Below are 17,488 nucleotides of genomic sequence, written 5' to 3'. Positions count from 1 at the left end.
CCCGAACGGGAGAGGGGTAGTAGTTCAGCCCTTCAGCACGCTCAGCAGCGTCTCGCCGAGCAGGCTGGGGCTTTCCGAGACGCGGATCCCGGCAGCTTCCATCGCCGCGATCTTGCTCTCTGCGTCGCCCTTGCCGCCCGACACGATCGCGCCGGCATGGCCCATGCGACGGCCAGGAGGCGCCGTACGACCAGCGATGAAGCCTGCCATCGGCTTCGACCGACCGCGCTTGGCTTCGTCGCGGAGGAACTGTGCCGCCTGCTCCTCGGCGTCGCCGCCGATTTCGCCGATCATGATGATCGACTGGGTCGCGTCGTCGGCGAGGAACAGCTCGAGCACGTCGATGAAGTTCGTGCCGTTAACCGGATCGCCACCGATGCCGACCGCGGTCGTCTGACCAAGGCCTGCGTTCGACGTCTGGAACACCGCCTCATAGGTGAGCGTGCCTGAACGGCTGACGACGCCGACCGAGCCCTTCTTGAAGATCGAGCCGGGCATGATGCCGATCTTGCACTCGCCGGGGGTCAGCACGCCGGGGCAGTTCGGGCCGATGAGCCGCGACTTGGAGCCCGACAGCGCGCGCTTGACCTTGACCATGTCGAGGACGGGAATGCCCTCGGTGATCGCGACGATCAGCTCGATCTCGGCGTCGATCGCCTCGAGGATCGAATCGGCGGCGAAGGGGGGCGGCACGTAGATGACCGACGCGGTCGCGCCGGTCATCGCCTTGGCTTCGGCGACGGTGTTGTAGACGGGGAGGTCGAGGTGGGTCGTACCGCCCTTGCCGGGCGTGACGCCGCCGACCATCTGCGTGCCGTATTCCAGCGCCGCCTTGGTGTGGAAGCTGCCGGTTTCGCCGGTCATGCCCTGGGTGATGACCTTGGTGTTCTTGTCGACGAGGATGCTCATCTAATTTTCTCTCTCTTGTTCCCCGGCGGAGGCCGGGGCCCAGTTGGGAAGGCGGATCAGTTTGGCGTCAGCGTATCGAACAGATCATCCCAGTTCGGGTTCATCCCTTCGATCTCTTTAACCTTCCAGTCCCGTTTCCATTCCTTCATCCGCAGCTCGCGCTGCCGGGCGGCGTCCAGATCGTCATAAACTTCGTACCAGACGAGCAGATGACAACCGTGTTTCTTCGTGAACCCTGCGACGACACCGTTGCGATGCTCCCATACGCGTTTGGGAAGATTGCTGGTGACGCCGAGATAGATCGTCCCGTTCCGCCTGCTGGCCATAATGTAGACGCAGAAGGCGGTATCCATCTCGGGAGTTCTCCCAACTGGACCCCGGCCTTCGCCGGGGAACAGCAGATTGGTTCAGCTCAGTTCTTCAATTCAGTTCAGCGAACCATCGATCGCCTTGCACGCAACCAGCAGCTCCTTCACCGCGTCGACCGAGACGGTGAGGTTCTGCTTGGCTTCGTCGTCCAGCTTGATCTCGACGATTTTCTCGACACCGCCAGCCCCGATCACCACCGGCACGCCGACGTACAGATCGGTAAGGCCATACTCGCCCGACACATACGCCGCGGCCGGCAGCACGCGCTTCTGGTCGTACAGATACGCCTCGGCCATCGCGATGCCGCTGGTCGCCGGCGCGTAGTATGCTGAACCCGTCTTCAGCAGTGCGACGATCTCGCCGCCGCCGCCGCGCGTGCGCTTGACGATCGCGTCGATCTTTTCCTGGCTCGACATGCCCATCGCGATGAGATCGGGGACCGGGATGCCCGACACGGTCGAGTAGCTGATGACCGGGACCATCGTGTCGCCGTGGCCGCCGAGCACGAAGCTGGTGACGTCCTTGACCGAGACCTTGAACTCGTCGGCGAGGAAGTGGCTGAAGCGTGCCGAGTCGAGCACGCCGGCCATGCCGACGACCATGTGGTGCGGCAGACCCGAGAACTCACGCAACGCCCAAACCATAGCGTCGAGCGGGTTGGTGATGCAGATCACGAACGCGTCGGGGGCGTTGGCCTTGATGCCTTCGCCGACGGCCTTCATGACCTTCAGGTTGATGCCGAGCAGGTCGTCGCGGCTCATGCCGGGCTTGCGCGCGACACCGGCGGTGACGATGATGACGTCCGCGCCGGCGATGTCCGCGTAATCGTTCGAGCCGGTGATCTGCGAGTCGAAGCCTTCGACCGGGCCGCACTGCGACAGGTCGAGCGCCTTGCCCTGGGGGATGCCCTCGGCGACGTCGAACAGGACGATATCGCCAAGGCCCTTGAGTGCTGCGAGGTGCGCGAGCGTACCGCCGATGTTACCGGCGCCGATCAGCGCGATCTTCTTGCGAGCCATTCCAATCCGTCTCCGTCTGATGTGCGGGGTGATTGGTGACGCCGGTTACGCGCATTATCCCGCTACGGCAACCGCTAAAGCGGAAAAAGCACCTTCTTATTGCAACTCGTTCGCAGGAGCAATAAGGTCAGAGGTGGCCTTCGGCGAGATAGTCCTCGGAGCGCATCTCTTCGAGGCGGCTGATCGTGCGATCGAACTCGAACCTGCCATCGCCGCTTTCGTAGAGGTCGCCGGGCTGCGCATCGGCGGCGGCCAGGAGCTTGACCTTGTGCTCGTACAGCGCGTCGATCAGCGCGACGAAGCGCGCCGCCTCGTTGCGGTTCTCGGGGCCGAGCTTGGGGATGCCGACGAGGATGACGGTGTGGAATTTGCGTGCGATGGCGAGATAGTCGGCCACGCCCCTCGCCTCTCCGCACAGCTTCTTGAAGCTGAACACCGCGACGCCCTTGAGCGACTTTGGCACGCGGAGCGTGCGGCCCTGGACGATCAGGTCTTCGGCCGGGACGTGCTCGCTGTCGTCGGTCGAGAAGTCGGTGAGGCGGAAGAATGCGGCGGAGAGTTGCGCGGTCGCCTCGGGGCCGTTGGGGACGAGCCACGTGTCCTGGCTGCCGAGACGGTCGCGGCGATAGTCGACCGGGCCGTTGAGCGGGAGCACGTCGAGGCGGTGCTCGATGGTCGCTATGAAGGGCAGGAAATGCTCGCGGTTGAGGCCGTTCTTGTAGAGATCGGATGGGGGCCGGTTCGAGGTGGTGACGATCGTCACGCCGGAATCGAGCAACGAGGTCACCAGCCGCGACAGGATCATCGCGTCGGGGCTGTTGGTGACCATCATCTCGTCGAAGGCGAGCAGCTGCGTCTCGTCGGCGATCGCGGTGGCGACCGGGACGATCGGGTCGCCGACTTCCTTGCGGCGCTCGGCGGCGATGCGCGCGTGGACCTCGAGCATGAACTCGCCGAAGTGGACGCGGCGCTTCTTCTCGACGGCGGCGTTGGCGAAGAACAGGTCCATCAGCATCGACTTGCCGCGGCCGACGCCGCCCCAGAGGTAGACGCCTCGGGGGTCTGGTTTCTTGGTGAAGCGGGCGAAGAAGCCGGTGGATTTGGGGGTGGCGAGTTCGGTCGCCAGGGTGTTGAGGCGCGCGGCGGCGGCGGCTTGTTCGGGGTCGGGGCGGAGTTCGCCCGAGGCTACGAGGGCGTCGTAGGCCTTGAGGACGGTCACGCCGCCACCTCTCCGCCACCCCGGCGGAGGCCGGGGCCCAATATGAGAGGTTTCGATAACGGAGCGGGGCGCTTCAACACTGATCGTTTCCCAATTGGGCCCCGGCCTTCGCCGGGGTGGTGATAGCGGCCGGGGTCAGCCCTTTGGCGGCTTAGGCGACGGCTTGCGGATCGTGGCCGAGAAGGCGGCGATCTTCGCTTCGGCGTCCCCTTGCACCACCAGCCCCCGCAGGAACAAGAGGCGGCCGGTTTCCTTGAGCACCTCGACCTGCGCCTCGATCGGTTCGCCTATACGGCCGCCGCCAATGAACTGCGTGTTGAGGTCGAGCGTCACCGCAGTGCCGGCGGTGATCAGGCCGAAGCCTCGCGCGGCGGCGAACAGCGCGACGTCGATGAAGGCGAGGAGCGCGCCGCCGTGGACGTTGTTCTGGAGGTTCGAGTGGCGATGCTCGGGGGTGATGCGGACGCGGACGATCGGGCCGTCGACGCGGTAGAGCATGGGGCCGAGGAGGGTGTTGAAGCGCGTCGGGTCGGAGAGCGACCAACTGCGCCAGCCGGGATTGGCGGGGTCTTCGGCTTCGACAAAATGGGGTTGGGGAGCAGCGGTGGTCACGAACCTGTCCTTCGATCCCCACACCGTTCGCCCTGAGCGACGTCGAAGGGCATTGGGAAATTCCATCCCCCGCCCCCAGCGTGTGCTTCGACTTCGCTCAGCACGAACGGGAGGGGGGAGCGGGACGGGAGAGCGGGACCGGCGGGGGAGATCGCGTTGCGGCGGGGGAGAGGGGTTAAACACGCCCCCTCCCCTACAGGATCAGATGACCCGTTCGACTTCCATCTTCTTGATCTCGGCGATCGCCTTGGCGGGGTTGAGCCCCTTGGGGCACGCGTTCGCGCAGTTCATGATGGTGTGGCAGCGATACAGGCGGAACGGATCCTCGAGTTCGTCGAGGCGCTCGCCGGTCATCTCGTCGCGGCTGTCGGCGAGCCAGCGATAGGCCTGCAACAGGATCGCCGGGCCGAGGAACTTGTCCGAATTCCACCAATAGCTCGGGCACGACGTGGAGCAGCACGCGCACAGGATGCACTCGTACAGGCCGTCGAGCTTCGAACGATCCTCCGGCGACTGGAGCCGCTCCTTGCCCGAGGGGGGCGGCGTGACGGTCTGCAGCCACGGCTTGATCGACGAATATTGCGCGTAGAAATGCGTGAAATCGGGGACCAGGTCCTTGATCACGTCCATGTGCGGCAGCGGCGTGATCTGTACGTCGCCCTTGCAATCCTCGATCGCGGTCGTGCAGGCGAGGCCGTTCTTGCCGTTGATGTTCATCGAACACGAGCCGCAGATGCCTTCGCGGCACGACCGACGGAAGGTCAGCGACGAATCCTGCTCGCCCTTCATCTTGATCAGCGCGTCGAGCACCATCGGGCCGGTCTCGTTGAGGTCGAGCTCGAACGTGTCGTAACGCGGGTTCTCGCCGGTGTCGGGATCGTAGCGATAGACCTTGAACGATTTCAGACGCTTGCTGTCCCCCGAACCCTGGCTGGTCGAGGCGTGCTTGACGCCCTTCTTGACGACGCTGTTTTTCGGGAGCGAGAATTCGGCCATTGCGAGCGGTCCGTTCGTGGTGTGATGACAGGTTGCCAGAGCCGATACATGACACAGGCCCTACCCGCAAATCCTTAGCTTCGCGGCTGCAACATGGGATATCGGCAGATTGTCTGCCCTAAAGACAATGTTCTTGGCGGCGCCAAGTCCTTGATCCGATTACGCGATCGAGCCCGTCGGCAGGGTCATGCCCTATTCCGATGATTGATCCGTCGCCGCGCGCGCCCACTTCGAGATCAGCGCTCAAGACGATGGCCTTCGTGCTTCGCCGGCGCCCGGAACCTCGACCATGAGCAATCTCACAGGCAAGAAGGCCCTCGTCACGGGCGGATCGCGTGGCATCGGCGCAGCGATCGCAAAGCGATTGGCGGCGGATGGCGCGGACGTCGCGATCACCTATGCGGGGAACGTGACGGCCGCAGAGGCGGTCGTTGCGGCGATCGAGGCGGATGGGCGCAAGGCGTATGCGTTCCAGGCGGACGGCTCCGATACCGACGCGCAGGCAGCCGTCGTCCAGCGTGCCGCGGCGGCGCTCGGTGGGCTCGACATCCTGGTCCACAATGCCGGCGTCGCGAACTTCGCACCGATCGCAGACGACAGCATGGCGCAGTATCAGCGGCAGTTCGGGTTGAACGTCGACGGCGTATTCGCGGGAACGCTCGCGGCCGTTCCGTTGCTGTCCGACGGCGGGCGGATCATCATCATCGGCAGCGTCAACGCACATACGGTGCCGATCCCCGGTGGCGCGGTGTACGGCGCGACCAAGGCGGCGGTCGCTGGCCTGGCCCGCGGATGGGCGCGCGATCTCGGGCCGCGCGGAATCCTGGTGAACGTCGTGCAGCCGGGGCCGGTCGATACCGATCTCAATCCCGCAGATGGCGACTTCGCCAAGCTTCTGACGCCGATGATCGCGCTCGGGCGGTACGGAAGGGCAGACGAAATCGCAGCGCTCACCGCGTTCCTGGCCGGAGACGAGGCGAGCTTCATTACCGGCGCGACGATCGATATCGACGGCGGCTTCTCGATTTAGATCCGCACTCTCCGCGTCATGTCGGGCTGATCCCGACATGACGCGGGGCGAGCTGCGTTCAGATGACGTCGAGGACGAGGCCGAGGTCGCGCGCCTCGTCGGCCTCGATATACCAGTTCGACGCCGCCTTGGCCTTCAAGTCTTCGAGTTCGATCTTCGAGCCCTTGACCAGATCGCGGAAACCTTCCTCCTGGATCTGGATTGAATCAGCGATCTCATGAAGCTTGGCCTCCAGCGCATAACGCAGCGTGTTGAGCGGGCCGTTGAGTTCGATCGTACTCTGCATCTGGCGCTCGTGGACCATGATCCGGCTGTGGCGTGTGAGGAAGCGGCTATCGACCGGGAACGCGGACATGAACGTCGCACCCGCGGAGTAGACCGCGACCTTGCCGAGGAAGAGCGTCTCTCGGCCGGTATATTCGCGGAGCAGACGGATATGGTCGCCCATCGCGCGTGCCATCTCCGGATCACCGCCAAGCGTGGTAATCGAGACGACGAGTGGGCCATCCGTGGGCGCGCCGGCGAGCTGCGACTTGAAGCTGCTGTACATCGCCTCGTCGACGGGGCCGTGCAGCTGGATGTGGGGGATGGCGAGCAACGGGTAGTTGCGGGCGTTCGAGGCGGGGGATGTGTCGGTCATGCGGCGCAAACTTTCGCGGCGGCGGTGGGTTCCGGATGGGTTGCCGCATATCAGCATACCGATTTGATGAGACCTGTTCGACGTGCTATGAAACGGTCATGATTGAAACCATTCATGCCGGCGCGACAGTTAGTATCAGCGACCTGAAGAAGAACCCGTCTGGAGTCATCGAGGCTGCAGGTGGATTTCCAGTCGCTGTGCTCAATCGGAATACGCCTGCTGCGTATCTGGTGCCGGCGGCGGCTTGGGAAGAGTTGATGGACCGTTTGGAGGACGTCGAACTGGCAGACCTGGTGCGGGCGCGTGCCGACGAGGTGCCGGTCGCGGTGTCGCTTGGCGACCTATAGTCTTGCTTTCCTGCCGAGCGCGCTACGGGAGTGGGAGAAGCTTGGCGCCAATGTTCGTGAGCAGTTCAAGGCGAAACTTACGGAGCGGTTGGGCGAGCCACATATTGCGAGTGCGCGACTGAGTGGGATGGCCGGGTGCTACAAGATCAAGTTGCGGGCCGCGGGGTATCGACTTGTGTACCGGGTCGATGATGGCCTGGTGACGGTGATCGTCGTGGCGGTCGGGCGGCGGGATCGTAACTTGGTGTACAAGATCGCGGCAGGGCGGATCGATTAGTCGTCGGCGTTGCGCCGAAGCTTGTTTCCCCGCGAAGGCGGGGATCCAGACTGGGCTCCCGCCTTCGCGGGAGAACAAGGAAGGGTGTCAGACCTTTCCCACGGAGCGCTTGTACTGGAGGATCCAGCCTACCAGGCCGCCAGGAACTCCGCCTACGAGCGAGAACAGGGCGTAGAAGGTGATCGCGATCTTCTGCGGTTCTTCGCCCACACCGCGGGGTTCGATGCCGAAGACATAGATTGCCGTCAGTAGCGCGACGACCGCCGGCCATAGGAAGCCAGCGATCATCGGTTGGAAGCGCGTCAGGAGCCCCACCGCGACAGGCACAAAGAACCCGATCGCGATGATGGCCCAGATCATCAATATACCCGCTTCTTGGGCTTGATGTAGTCGATGTCGTCGGTGAGCGTGTAGTCGTGGACCGGGCGGAAATCGATCTTGGTCTCGCCGCCCTTGCCGCCCCAGCCGTTGAAGGTGGTGATGGTGTGCTTCATCCAGTTCGCGTCGTCGCGCTCGGGGAAATCCTCGTGCATGTGCGCGCCGCGAGACTCGGTGCGGTTGGCCGCCGAGTTCATCGTCACGACCGCTTGGCCGATCAGATTGTCGAGCTCCATCGTCTCGACCAGATCGGTGTTCCAGATCATGCTGCGATCCTTCACGGCGACGTCGGTCATCCGGGTGTAGATCCCGGCCATCTTCTCGACGCCCTGGTTCAGCAGCTCGGTGTCGCGGAACACGGCGCAATGCTTCTGCATGGTCTGCTGCATGTCGAGACGGATCTGCGCGGTCGGCGAACCGCCCGACGCATTGCGGAAATGATCGAGACGCGTGAGCGCGAGGTCTTCCGACCCCTTGGGCAGCGGCGCGTGGGCGGTGCCGGGCTTCAGCGTGTCCTTGATCCGCAGGCCGGTCGCGCGGCCGAACACCACGAGATCGATCAGGCTGTTCGAGCCGAGGCGGTTTGCGCCGTGGACCGAGACGCAGGCTGCCTCACCGACCGCGAACAGGCCGGGGACGACCGCGTCGGGATTGCCGTCGACGAGGTTGACGACCTCGCCGTGGAAGTTGGTCGGGATGCCGCCCATATTGTAATGCACGGTCGGCGTGACGGGCAGCGGCTGGCGCGTGAGATCGACGCCGGCGAAGACTTTCCCAGTCTCGGTGATGCCCGGCAGGCGCTCCGCGAGCACCTTCGGATCGATGTGATCGAGATGCAGGAAGATGTGGTCGCCGTTCTTGCCGACGCCGCGGCCTTCACGCATTTCGAGCGCCATCGAGCGGCTGACGACGTCGCGCGAGGCGAGGTCCTTTGCCGACGGGGCATAGCGCTCCATGAAGCGCTCGCCCTCGGAGTTGGTCAGGTAACCGCCCTCACCGCGTGCGCCCTCGGTGATGAGCACGCCCGCGCCGTAGATGCCGGTCGGGTGGAACTGGACGAACTCCATGTCCTGGAGCGGCAGGCCGGCGCGGAGCACCATCGCGTTGCCGTCGCCGGTGCAGGTGTGCGCCGAGGTCGCCGAGAAATAGACGCGGCCATAGCCGCCGGTTGCCAGCACGGTCTGATGGCTGCGGAAGCGGTGGATCGAGCCGTCTTCCATGCACAGCGCGATGACGCCGCGGCAGACGCCGTTTTCCATGATCAGGTCGAGCGCGAAATACTCGACGAAGAAGTCCGTGTTGTACTTCAGGCTCTGCTGGTACAGCGCGTGGAGCATCGCGTGGCCGGTGCGATCGGCGGCGGCAGCGGTGCGCTGGACCGGAGGCCCCTCGCCCATGTTCTGCATGTGGCCGCCGAACGGACGCTGATAGATCGTGCCGTTCTCGTTACGGCTGAACGGCATGCCGGCATGCTCGAGTTCGTAGACCGCCTGCGGGGCTTCGCGGCACAGATACTCGATCGCGTCCTGGTCGCCGAGCCAGTCGGAACCCTTGACGGTGTCGAACATGTGCCAGGTCCAGTGATCCGGCGAGTTGTTGCCAAGGCTGGCGGCGATGCCGCCCTGGGCTGCAACGGTATGCGAGCGGGTCGGGAAGACCTTGGTGATGCACGCGGTCTTCAGGCCGCTCTCGGCGATGCCCATCGTCGCGCGCAGGCCGGAGCCGCCGGCACCGACGACGACCGCATCATAGGTATGATCGATGATCTTGTAGGCAGCTGACATTACGCGGGAGCTCCGGAGAAGGCGACCTTCAGGATCGCGAAGAGGGCGATGCCGCCCAGCGTGAAGGTGAACAGGTTGAGGAGGATCATCGCCACGACACGGCTCTCACCATGCTGGTAATCCTCGATCACGACCTGGAGACCGAGACGGAAATGGTAGAATACCGACAGGATCAGCAACGCCATCGGCACCGCGACCCACGCCGACTGCAACCAGAGATGAACCGCGGCGTAGTCATAGCCCGGCATCCGCGCGACCGAGATCATCAGCCACGCCATCAGGAACAGGTTGGAGCCGGCGGTCAGCCGCTGCTGCCACCAGTGATGCGCGCCGTGCTTGGCGCTGCCGAGACCGCGGACGCGACCGATCGGGGTACCGGTACCCATTACTTGATCCCCATGTAGAGCCAGAACACGATCGTCAGCGCGATCGAAGCGACCATCGTCGCGAGCGCCCCCATCTTGTTGCGCTTCAGTTCGTAGCCGGCACCGACATCGAGCACCATGTGGCGGATGCCCGTCATCATGTGCTGGAACAGCGACAGCGTCAGGCCGACGGCGATGATGTAGCCGAGGATGTTGAGGCTGCCATTGTCGCGCGTGAACACGTCGACGAAGGTGGCATAAGCCTGATTGCCGGCGGCGATCGCACCGAGCCACCACACGAGCAGCAGGCTGCCGACGGTCGCCATCCCGCTGCCGGTTGCGCGGTGCAGGATCGAGACCAGCATATGTGGGCCCCATTTATAGACCTGCAGATGGGGAGAAAGCGGGCGTGCCGGATTGCGCGATGCCAAGGGCGGAGTCCTCGATCGAAAAAATGATTGGCCGACCTATTAGACGCCGCGTGCTGCGATGCAACCCATTGGCCGCCCGTCTGTAACTCAAGGCAATACTCGGCGGCCAGCTTTCGTCCGGCCGCAAGAGCCCTGCAACAGCGATGTGCCGGGCCGCGCAGGACCCGATAGCGGGAAAGATACCGACGATCCCTAACCAGGTCTTAAACAATGCCCTCTAGCACCGGGACGGTTAACCCGATCCGGAGTCCACCGCCTTGACCACCGCCCTGCCGGCACCCGGCTCGATTGCTGCCACCATCGACCTGCCGACGCGGCTGCGCGTGTTCGACTTCGACGGCTCGCTGGCGACGGCGAGTCGCGAAGTGTGGGATACGTTGAGCCCCGAAATCACCCTGATTTCAAAGGCCTTTTGGGAACAGTGGCTCCGATGCTTCGCCGACGAACGCATCTGGGCACTGCACGAAACCGAGAAGATGATCGAAGTCGGCTGCACGTTCCTGAAGAACCGGTTCCTGGATACGTCCGGACGGAGCTGGATCGAATCGATCGAACGCTCCGTCGCGGCCGCGTATGCGGCGGACGTGTCGCCGATGGCATTGCTGTCGATGATCAGCGCCAGCGACCGTGCCGCGCTCGACGTGCTGATGCGCCGGGTGGACCGCGAGGGCGTCAAGCTGCCCCGGTACATCGATACGCTGATGCGGTTGTCCGCCTTGGAAGGCGAGATCACCGTGGCAATCTACAATGCGTATCGCGCATTTTCGGCGCAGGACGCGCGCGACCGGCTCGCGATCGAATTCCGCGACGGCATCGCGGCGATGGTCGAGACCGCGACCAACGAAGGCCATACGCTGCGCGAGCAGGCGGTGCGCAGTTCGGCCTCGACCCGCGCCGTCCTGGGCAAGGCGAGCGAAGTCGCTGCGGCTGCCGAACAATCCGCCGTGGCGATGCGCGAGGCCGCGCAGACCGCCGCCGGCCTGATCCGCGCGATCGAGGATGCCCGCACCGAAGTCGAGGCGGCGGCCGAGATCGCCAACCGCGCGTCGGTGCAAGCGGGCCAGGCGGTCGGCATGTCGGAGGCGCTGAGCGATCATGCGAAATCGATCGAGTCGATCCTGGGACTGATCCGCGACATTGCCGGCCAGACCAACCTGCTGGCGCTGAACGCGACGATCGAGGCGGCACGGGCGGGCGACGCGGGTCGCGGTTTTGCGGTGGTGGCGCAGGAAGTGAAGTCGCTGGCCAACCAGACCGCGCGTGCAACCGACGACATCGCCGCCAAGATCGCCGCGATCCAGTCCGCGACGCGCGGCACGGTCGAGACGAACGCCAGCATCAAGGCGACCGTGGCCGAGGTGCAGGAATCCGCCGACCGCATCCGCTACGCGATGGAGGCGCAGGCGCAGACCGTGACCGCGATCACCGCCGCGGTCGACGAGACCGCGCTCGCGGCGGATTCGATGTCGACGACGATCGCCGCGATTCGCGAGGATACCGAGACGGTCGCAACCGAGATCGACGGCGTCGGCCGTGGCTTCGACGTGCTCGACGGGCGACTGAGCAATCTGAAGAACAGTGCCGGCGATTTCGTCGCCAAGGTCGCGGCATAGGCGGGTGGAGAGACGATGACCGCCGATAGCGCCACCACGTTCGTACCCCCCGCAACGGTCCCAGCGACGCCGAACCGACACCGGACGCTGCGCGACCGCGTGCGCGATTACGACTGGGACGGGCTGATCGGCCCGACCTGCGCGACCCTGAGCGCGCTGCTCGACGAGGACGATCACCGGCGGATCGGCGAAATGTTCTGGCGGCATTATCTGTCGCTGGACGCGGTCCGTCACATCGCCGCGCAAATGACTCCCGACCGGCTGGAGCGGCGGATCGTCGCCAGCGCGGCCTATGCGCGGATGCGGTATCTGTCGCCTTACGACGAGACCTGGGAAGCGATGGCGATCGGCCACGCGGACGAATCACGGCGATCGGGCATCCCCCTCCCCGCTCTCCTGTCTGCGGCGGCGTTCGCGCACAGTGCGACGTTGAACATCCTGGTGGATCGGCTCGGCGCGGATACGACAACGACGCGAATGGTCGCAGACGTGGTGCAGCGACTGGCGCTGATCGAAGCCGATATCATGGCGTCCTATCTGGGGGCGACCGAGATCGAGGCGGCGCGCGTCGCGCGCGCCACCCGGGCGACGGCGTTCCGCGACTGTATCGCCACCTCGATCGAGGAGACTGCCGCGCTGGGCGCGCGGATACGCGTGCAGGCGGCCGGCACGTCGGCATCGACGCGTGGCATGCTGGCTAAAGCGAGCGAGGTCGCGGTCGCCGCCGAACAATCCGCGGTGGCGATGCGGCAGGCGGCGCATACCGCCGCCGGGCTGATCCGCGCGATCGACACCGCGCGTACCGAGGTCGAGGCGGCGGCGGGAGTCGCCAACCGCGCGTCCGCCCAGGCGACCGAGGCGGTCGGCATGTCCGAGACGCTGAGCGAACACGCCCAGTCGATCGAGTCGATCCTGGGGCTGATCCGCAGTATCGCCAAGCAGACCAACCTGCTCGCGTTGAACGCGACGATCGAGGCGGCGCGGGCGGGCGATGCCGGGCGCGGGTTCGCGGTGGTCGCCCAGGAAGTGAAAAGCCTGGCGAACCAGACCGCGCGCGCGACCGACGACATTGCCGCCAAGATCGCCGCGATCCAGTCTGCGACGCGCAGCACCGTCGGCACCAGTGCCAGTATCAAGGCGACGGTTGCCGAGGTGCAGGCGGGTGCGGGCCGTATCCGGCAGGCGATGGAGACGCAGGCCCAGACGGTCAGCGCGATCACCGCGGCGGTCGACGAAACTGCGCTCGCGGCGGATACGATGTCGACCACGATCGCCATGATCCGGCAGGATACCGAAGCCGTGGCGGCGGAAATCGACCTGCTCGGGCAGGAGTTCGGCGAAGTGGACGACAAGCTGGGCGTGCTGCGCGGGGCGGCGGACGGGTTTTCGGCCAGCGTGGCCTGAAGGGCGCGGGCTGATCTTTGTGGAGGGATTGCCGGCGAGCGGGGCTGGCGCTTGGGCTTGGGCTTGGGCTTGGGCTTGGGCTTGGGCTTGGGCTTGGGCTTGGGCTTGGGCTTGGGCTTAGGCTTAGGCTTGGGCTTGGGCGTAGAGATGGCCCCCGATCCCTTCGCGCTTTTTCGCTTTTCGTCCGATTGCCATCAGATCTTGTCGACCTGCCCCCCGCCCCAAAGCTCGTCACCCCAGCGAAAGCTGGGGTATCCCGGGGGCGGTCGCTCGGCTCGAACGGGGATACCCCAGCTTTCGCTGGGGTGACGGATGGGGTGGTGTGGCGGACTTGGTCGCGTCACGGACGTGACTGGATGAAGACGTGACCGGGTGAAGACGTGGCCGAGCGACGGACGTGACTGGGCGATGGACGTGGCCGGGCGACGGACGTGGCCGGGCAACGGACGTAGCCGGGCGACGGACGGGGTCGCGTGGCGAGCACGACCGGCTGACGAACGCGACTGATAACGGACCGGACCGGGCAGCGGACGTCGCGGATCATCCAGGGCGAGGTGACGGGGGCGAACCGCGTTGTTAAAGCCGGCGCATGACCATTCTTCTTACAGGCTCCAGTCGCGGCATCGGTGCGGCCATTCACGGGGCGCTGACCGCCGCAGGCGCTGCCGTCATTGGCCATGGGACCGCGAGCGGCATTCCTGCCGACTTCGCCGATCCTGCCGCACCGACCGCGTTGTGGAACGCCGCGCTGGAGCGGGCGGGCGGCGCGATCGACGTGCTGATCAACAATGCCGGCGTGTTCGAGGCGAGTCCGCTCGCGGGCCCGTTCGAGGCTGGGGACGACTGGACCGCACAATGGGAGCGGACGATGCGGATCAACCTGACCGCGTCCGCCGAACTGTGCCGGTTGGCGGTGCTGCACTGGCAGGCGCGCGGGCGCCAAGGTTGGAAGGGGGGCGGGCGGATCGTCAATATCGCCAGCCGGGCGGCGTATCGCGGGGATTCGCCGGCGCATTGGCATTATGCCGCGTCGAAGGCGGGGATGGTGGCGATGACCAAGACGATTGCCCGAGGGTATGCTCGCGAGGGCATCCTGGCATTTGCCGTTTGCCCCGGGTTCACGATGACCGGAATGGCGGAGGACTATCTGTCGAGCCGCGGTGGCGATGCGTTGCTGGCGGACATTCCGCTCGGGCGGGTCGCGGCGCCCGAAGAGGTGGCGGCGGCGGCGAAGTTCCTGGCGTTGGAAGCGCCGGCTTCGATGACCGGATCGGTGATCGACGTGAATGGGGCGAGCTATGTCCGATAGTTGGAAGCTGACGCTGCCGTGCACGCGGGCCGAGGCTGAGGCGATCGATGCGAGTGACGATCTGACGATCGACGGCGTTCTGATGACGACCGAGGAGATCGAAGACGACGTCGAATCTTGGCGGCTCGATGCGTATTTCGAGCATCAGCCGGCGGCAGAAACGGTCGCCGCCGTGCGCGCGCTGGTGCCGAGTGCGGCGGGGGCCGAGATCGCGGTCGAGCGGTTGGGCGATGCGGACTGGGTGACGATGAGCCAGGCGGGGCTCGAGCCTTTGTCGGTCGGCCGGTTCTTCGTGCATACCGGCGCGCATTCGGGGGCGGTGCCGGCGGACAAGCGGGCGTTCCTGATCGAGGCGAGCCGGGCGTTCGGGACGGGGCATCACGAGACGACCAGCGGATGCCTGGCGATGCTCGACGGGTTGGCGGATGCATCGTTTGCGAACGTGATCGATATCGGGACGGGGACGGGGTTGCTGGCGTTTGCGGCGGCGCATCTTTGGCCCGAGGCGGCGGTGATGGGGACGGACATCGATCCGGTCTCGATCGATGTCACGCAGGAGAATGCCGCGCTGAACGGGGTCTCCGGGATCGCGTTGATCGTGGCGGATGGAACGCTGAACGATGCTATCGTGGCGCGGGCGCCGTATGACCTGGTGATCGCGAATATTCTGGCGGGGCCGCTGGTGTCGATGGCGCCGGAGATCGCGTCGATTGCCGATGTCGGGGCGACGATCGTGCTGGCCGGGTTGCTGGAGACGCAGCGGACCGGGGTCGTAGCGGCGTATGAGGCTTGCGGGTGTTCGCTCGAGGCGGTCGACCGGCGGGGGGACTGGAGCGTGCTTCGGTTGCAGGCGGGGGCGGTGAGGTTTGTGGCGGAGGGGCCGTTCGATCCTAAGGGGCGCGACGGGTGGGCGCTGGATATTTGAGCCACCCGTAGAAGAATGTTCCCCCGCGAAGGCGGGGGTCCAGTCTGGGCCCCCGCCTTCGCGGGGGAACAAGTTTGGGGAGGGCTGCCCTCACCCCACTCCCGGCACCACCCCGGCGGAGGCCGGGGCCCAGTTGGGTGAACCCTTGAAATAGAACCGCACCGCTATCCCAACTGGGCCCCGGCCTTCGCCGGGGTGGTAGCCTCCCCTGGGTGGTGGTCTTTGTGAGCGAAGCTTATGCGGTCTTGGTTGACGCCTTCGACGTTGCGTAGTCCTGCGTACCCTCGGTCAGCACCACGTCGCCCGGCTCGATCTGCGCCACCGGGATATCCGGCAGCGCCTTCAGCTCCTCGTACAGCGGCGCAAAGTCCGTCTCCACCGTCAGCCGCAACAACTCGTCGAAGCTCGGGATGACGAAATAGTTCTGCTGGAAATCGTCGATCCGGTACTCGGTCCGCATCACCCGGGCGAGGTCCAGCGCGATCCGGTTGGGGCTCGGGTCGTCGAGGGCGAAGCGGGTTTCCGCGTAGCTGGAGACGATGCCGGAGCCGTAGATGCGCAGGCCTTCGGGTTCCGCGATCAGGCCGAACTCGACCGTGTACCAGTAGAGCCGGCCGAGATACTTCAGCGCGTCCAACCCCAGCGCGCGCTGGCCGCCGCGGCCATACGCGGCGAGATAGTCCGCGAAGACCGGGTCGGCGAGCATGGGTACGTGGCCGAACACGTCGTGGAAGACGTCGGGTTCCTGGAGGTAATCGAGCTGGTCCGGTCGGCGGATGAAATTGCCGGCGACGAAGCGGCGATTGGCCATGTGGTCGAAGAACACGTCGTCGGGGACGAGCCCGGGGACCGCAACGACCGACCAGCCAGTCAGCTTGGTCAGGCGTTCCGACAGTTCCTCGAAATCGGGGATGCCGGGTTTCGACAGCTTCAGGACGTCGAGCCCGCGCAGCCAGGCGTTCGATGCGCGGCCGGGGAGCAGTTTCGACTGGCGCGCGAACAGCGTGTCCCAGGTCGCGTGATCCTCGGCGGTGTAGGCCGACCAGTTCTGCGGGATGGTCCAGTCGGGAGCGCCTTCGGGGGGCGTGCTCAGTACGTGCGTTTCTTCTGCCATGCGCGTCGTCTAGCATGACGGAATGAAGACGGAAACGCGCTGGGTTAAGAGGATTTTCTGGAGCTCTGCGGCGCTGATCGGCCTGCTCGCGAGCTACGGTGCGGCGGGGCTGATCGGTGGCGCGATCCCGAGCAATCGGAGTTGGCGGGCGCCTGCGCGCGGCGTGCATATCTTCGTCGAGAGCAACGGCGTGCATACCGGGATCGTCGTGCCGAAGGTCGCGGCCGGAGTGGACTGGCGCGGAGTGGCGCGGGCGGCGGACTTGCGTGATCCTCGCTATGCGGGGTTCGATCACCTCGCATTCGGCTGGGGGGAGAAGAGCTTCTATCTGGAGACGCCGACCTGGGCCGATGTGAAGTTGCGGACCGTGGTGACGGCCGCAGTTGGGAGCGATCGGACGTTGATGCATGTCGAGCATCTGCCGCTGCCGCGTTCCGGGGATGGGGCTCGGGAGATCGTCGTGACGCCGGAGCAATATCGGCGATTGGCGGCGTATATCCGGGCCAGCTTTCGGGCGGGTGGTGCGCGGTATCGGGGGTATGCTGGGTATGACGCGTTTTATGAAGCTAACGGGCGGTATGATGCGGTTCGGACGTGCAACAGCTGGACGGGGGATGCGCTTCGGTTTGCAGGGGTTAGGGTTGGGGCTTGGACGCCTTTTCCGGTTACTATGATGGGGTGGTTTTAGGGGGGCTGTATTGGGTCCCCAAAGATTGTTCTCCCGCGAAGGCGGGAGTCCAGACTGGG

The 17,488-nt window shown here is 65.4% G+C and carries 20 protein-coding genes; 8 read left to right on the top strand and 12 right to left on the bottom strand.

Annotation, left to right across the window (positions count from 1 at the left end; all coding sequences use genetic code 11):
- Positions 1-24: 24 nt before the first annotated feature.
- The 6 genes from sucD to SJY41_RS00530 form a co-directional block, all read right to left on the bottom strand.
- Complete coding sequence (gene sucD / locus SJY41_RS00555) at positions 25-909, bottom strand: succinate--CoA ligase subunit alpha (protein WP_380778189.1); 885 nt, start codon at positions 907-909, stop codon at positions 25-27.
- A gap of 56 nt (positions 910-965) precedes the next feature.
- Positions 966-1,262: a GIY-YIG nuclease family protein gene (locus SJY41_RS00550; RefSeq protein WP_060524040.1), complete on the bottom strand. Its 297-nt coding sequence runs from the start codon at positions 1,260-1,262 to the stop codon at positions 966-968.
- A gap of 72 nt (positions 1,263-1,334) precedes the next feature.
- Complete coding sequence (gene mdh / locus SJY41_RS00545; RefSeq protein ID WP_380778187.1) at positions 1,335-2,297, bottom strand: malate dehydrogenase; 963 nt, start codon at positions 2,295-2,297, stop codon at positions 1,335-1,337.
- Between the two features lie 127 nt (positions 2,298-2,424).
- Positions 2,425-3,516, bottom strand: a complete 1,092-nt coding sequence (gene zapE / locus SJY41_RS00540) for a cell division protein ZapE (RefSeq protein ID WP_380778185.1) — start codon at positions 3,514-3,516, stop codon at positions 2,425-2,427.
- Positions 3,517-3,651: 135 nt separating this feature from the next.
- Positions 3,652-4,128, bottom strand: a complete 477-nt coding sequence (locus SJY41_RS00535; RefSeq protein WP_380778183.1) for a PaaI family thioesterase — start codon at positions 4,126-4,128, stop codon at positions 3,652-3,654.
- Between the two features lie 201 nt (positions 4,129-4,329).
- Positions 4,330-5,124, bottom strand: a complete 795-nt coding sequence (locus SJY41_RS00530) for a succinate dehydrogenase iron-sulfur subunit (protein WP_380778181.1) — start codon at positions 5,122-5,124, stop codon at positions 4,330-4,332.
- Between the two features lie 289 nt (positions 5,125-5,413).
- Here SJY41_RS00530 and SJY41_RS00525 point away from each other — a divergent pair, with 289 nt between their 5' ends.
- On the top strand, positions 5,414-6,154 hold the full coding sequence (locus SJY41_RS00525; RefSeq protein WP_380778179.1) for an SDR family NAD(P)-dependent oxidoreductase: 741 nt from the start codon (positions 5,414-5,416) through the stop codon (positions 6,152-6,154).
- Between the two features lie 58 nt (positions 6,155-6,212).
- Here SJY41_RS00525 and SJY41_RS00520 read toward each other — a convergent pair whose 3' ends face one another.
- Positions 6,213-6,794 (bottom strand): ATP-dependent Clp protease proteolytic subunit, encoded by a 582-nt coding sequence (locus SJY41_RS00520; RefSeq protein WP_380778176.1) that lies wholly within the window; start codon positions 6,792-6,794, stop codon positions 6,213-6,215.
- Between the two features lie 98 nt (positions 6,795-6,892).
- Between SJY41_RS00520 and SJY41_RS00515 the strand changes: the two genes are divergently transcribed.
- Both SJY41_RS00515 and SJY41_RS00510 read left to right on the top strand, forming a co-directional pair.
- On the top strand, positions 6,893-7,141 hold the full coding sequence (locus SJY41_RS00515) for a type II toxin-antitoxin system Phd/YefM family antitoxin (protein WP_156348804.1): 249 nt from the start codon (positions 6,893-6,895) through the stop codon (positions 7,139-7,141).
- Positions 7,128-7,418, top strand: a complete 291-nt coding sequence (locus SJY41_RS00510; RefSeq protein WP_380778173.1) for a type II toxin-antitoxin system RelE/ParE family toxin — start codon at positions 7,128-7,130, stop codon at positions 7,416-7,418. Before SJY41_RS00515 ends, SJY41_RS00510 begins: the two co-directional genes overlap by 14 nt.
- An 87-nt stretch (positions 7,419-7,505) precedes the next feature.
- Here SJY41_RS00510 and SJY41_RS00505 read toward each other — a convergent pair whose 3' ends face one another.
- The 4 genes from SJY41_RS00505 to sdhC are packed head-to-tail and all read right to left on the bottom strand — an operon-like array spanning position 7,506 to position 10,376.
- Entirely contained in the window at positions 7,506-7,778 is a 273-nt protein-coding gene (locus SJY41_RS00505) for a hypothetical protein (RefSeq protein WP_380778171.1), read from the bottom strand.
- Positions 7,778-9,580, bottom strand: a complete 1,803-nt coding sequence (sdhA, locus tag SJY41_RS00500; protein WP_380778169.1) for a succinate dehydrogenase flavoprotein subunit — start codon at positions 9,578-9,580, stop codon at positions 7,778-7,780. The genes SJY41_RS00505 and sdhA overlap by 1 nt, the downstream gene beginning before the upstream one ends.
- Positions 9,580-9,966: a succinate dehydrogenase, hydrophobic membrane anchor protein gene (gene sdhD / locus SJY41_RS00495; RefSeq protein WP_380778167.1), complete on the bottom strand. Its 387-nt coding sequence runs from the start codon at positions 9,964-9,966 to the stop codon at positions 9,580-9,582. Before sdhD ends, sdhA begins: the two co-directional genes overlap by 1 nt.
- Positions 9,966-10,376, bottom strand: a complete 411-nt coding sequence (gene sdhC / locus SJY41_RS00490; RefSeq protein ID WP_380778166.1) for a succinate dehydrogenase, cytochrome b556 subunit — start codon at positions 10,374-10,376, stop codon at positions 9,966-9,968. Before sdhC ends, sdhD begins: the two co-directional genes overlap by 1 nt.
- A gap of 269 nt (positions 10,377-10,645) precedes the next feature.
- Here sdhC and SJY41_RS00485 point away from each other — a divergent pair, with 269 nt between their 5' ends.
- The 4 genes from SJY41_RS00485 to SJY41_RS00470 all read left to right on the top strand — a co-directional run bounded on the left by SJY41_RS00485 (position 10,646) and on the right by SJY41_RS00470 (position 15,627).
- A complete protein-coding gene (locus tag SJY41_RS00485; protein ID WP_380784023.1) occupies positions 10,646-11,989 on the top strand; it encodes a methyl-accepting chemotaxis protein in 1,344 nt (447 codons plus the stop codon).
- A gap of 15 nt (positions 11,990-12,004) precedes the next feature.
- A complete protein-coding gene (locus tag SJY41_RS00480; protein WP_380778164.1) occupies positions 12,005-13,393 on the top strand; it encodes a methyl-accepting chemotaxis protein in 1,389 nt (462 codons plus the stop codon).
- A 589-nt stretch (positions 13,394-13,982) separates the two neighbouring features.
- Positions 13,983-14,702 (top strand): SDR family NAD(P)-dependent oxidoreductase, encoded by a 720-nt coding sequence (locus SJY41_RS00475; protein ID WP_380778162.1) that lies wholly within the window; start codon positions 13,983-13,985, stop codon positions 14,700-14,702.
- Positions 14,692-15,627, top strand: coding sequence for a 50S ribosomal protein L11 methyltransferase (locus tag SJY41_RS00470; RefSeq protein ID WP_380778160.1), 936 nt, complete (start codon positions 14,692-14,694; stop codon positions 15,625-15,627). Before SJY41_RS00475 ends, SJY41_RS00470 begins: the two co-directional genes overlap by 11 nt.
- Before the next feature lie 235 nt (positions 15,628-15,862).
- On the opposite strand, the gene phhA is transcribed toward SJY41_RS00470, so the two are convergent.
- A complete protein-coding gene (gene phhA / locus SJY41_RS00465; RefSeq protein WP_380778158.1) occupies positions 15,863-16,741 on the bottom strand; it encodes a phenylalanine 4-monooxygenase in 879 nt (292 codons plus the stop codon).
- Positions 16,742-16,763: 22 nt separating this feature from the next.
- Here phhA and SJY41_RS00460 point away from each other — a divergent pair, with 22 nt between their 5' ends.
- Positions 16,764-17,429 (top strand): TIGR02117 family protein, encoded by a 666-nt coding sequence (locus SJY41_RS00460; protein ID WP_380778156.1) that lies wholly within the window; start codon positions 16,764-16,766, stop codon positions 17,427-17,429.
- Positions 17,430-17,488: the final 59 nt, after the last annotated feature.

Source organism: Sphingomonas sp. R86520 (genome assembly GCF_042466285.1).
Lineage (GTDB): Bacteria > Pseudomonadota > Alphaproteobacteria > Sphingomonadales > Sphingomonadaceae > Sphingomonas.
This window is presented reverse-complemented; position numbering and strand designations above follow the sequence as displayed.

Coding starts and splice junctions, on each gene's coding strand:
- phhA (WP_380778158.1), bottom strand. CDS start 16,741: ATGGCAGAAGAAACGCACGTACTGAGCACGCCCCCCGAAGGCGCTCCC.
- sucD (WP_380778189.1), bottom strand. CDS start 909: ATGAGCATCCTCGTCGACAAGAACACCAAGGTCATCACCCAGGGCATG.
- SJY41_RS00550 (WP_060524040.1), bottom strand. CDS start 1,262: ATGGATACCGCCTTCTGCGTCTACATTATGGCCAGCAGGCGGAACGGG.
- SJY41_RS00525 (WP_380778179.1), top strand. CDS start 5,414: ATGAGCAATCTCACAGGCAAGAAGGCCCTCGTCACGGGCGGATCGCGT.
- mdh (WP_380778187.1), bottom strand. CDS start 2,297: ATGGCTCGCAAGAAGATCGCGCTGATCGGCGCCGGTAACATCGGCGGT.
- SJY41_RS00475 (WP_380778162.1), top strand. CDS start 13,983: ATGACCATTCTTCTTACAGGCTCCAGTCGCGGCATCGGTGCGGCCATT.
- SJY41_RS00480 (WP_380778164.1), top strand. CDS start 12,005: ATGACCGCCGATAGCGCCACCACGTTCGTACCCCCCGCAACGGTCCCA.
- SJY41_RS00470 (WP_380778160.1), top strand. CDS start 14,692: ATGTCCGATAGTTGGAAGCTGACGCTGCCGTGCACGCGGGCCGAGGCT.
- SJY41_RS00460 (WP_380778156.1), top strand. CDS start 16,764: ATGAAGACGGAAACGCGCTGGGTTAAGAGGATTTTCTGGAGCTCTGCG.
- sdhA (WP_380778169.1), bottom strand. CDS start 9,580: ATGTCAGCTGCCTACAAGATCATCGATCATACCTATGATGCGGTCGTC.
- SJY41_RS00515 (WP_156348804.1), top strand. CDS start 6,893: ATGATTGAAACCATTCATGCCGGCGCGACAGTTAGTATCAGCGACCTG.
- SJY41_RS00530 (WP_380778181.1), bottom strand. CDS start 5,124: ATGGCCGAATTCTCGCTCCCGAAAAACAGCGTCGTCAAGAAGGGCGTC.
- SJY41_RS00505 (WP_380778171.1), bottom strand. CDS start 7,778: ATGATCTGGGCCATCATCGCGATCGGGTTCTTTGTGCCTGTCGCGGTG.
- SJY41_RS00520 (WP_380778176.1), bottom strand. CDS start 6,794: ATGACCGACACATCCCCCGCCTCGAACGCCCGCAACTACCCGTTGCTC.
- sdhD (WP_380778167.1), bottom strand. CDS start 9,966: ATGGGTACCGGTACCCCGATCGGTCGCGTCCGCGGTCTCGGCAGCGCC.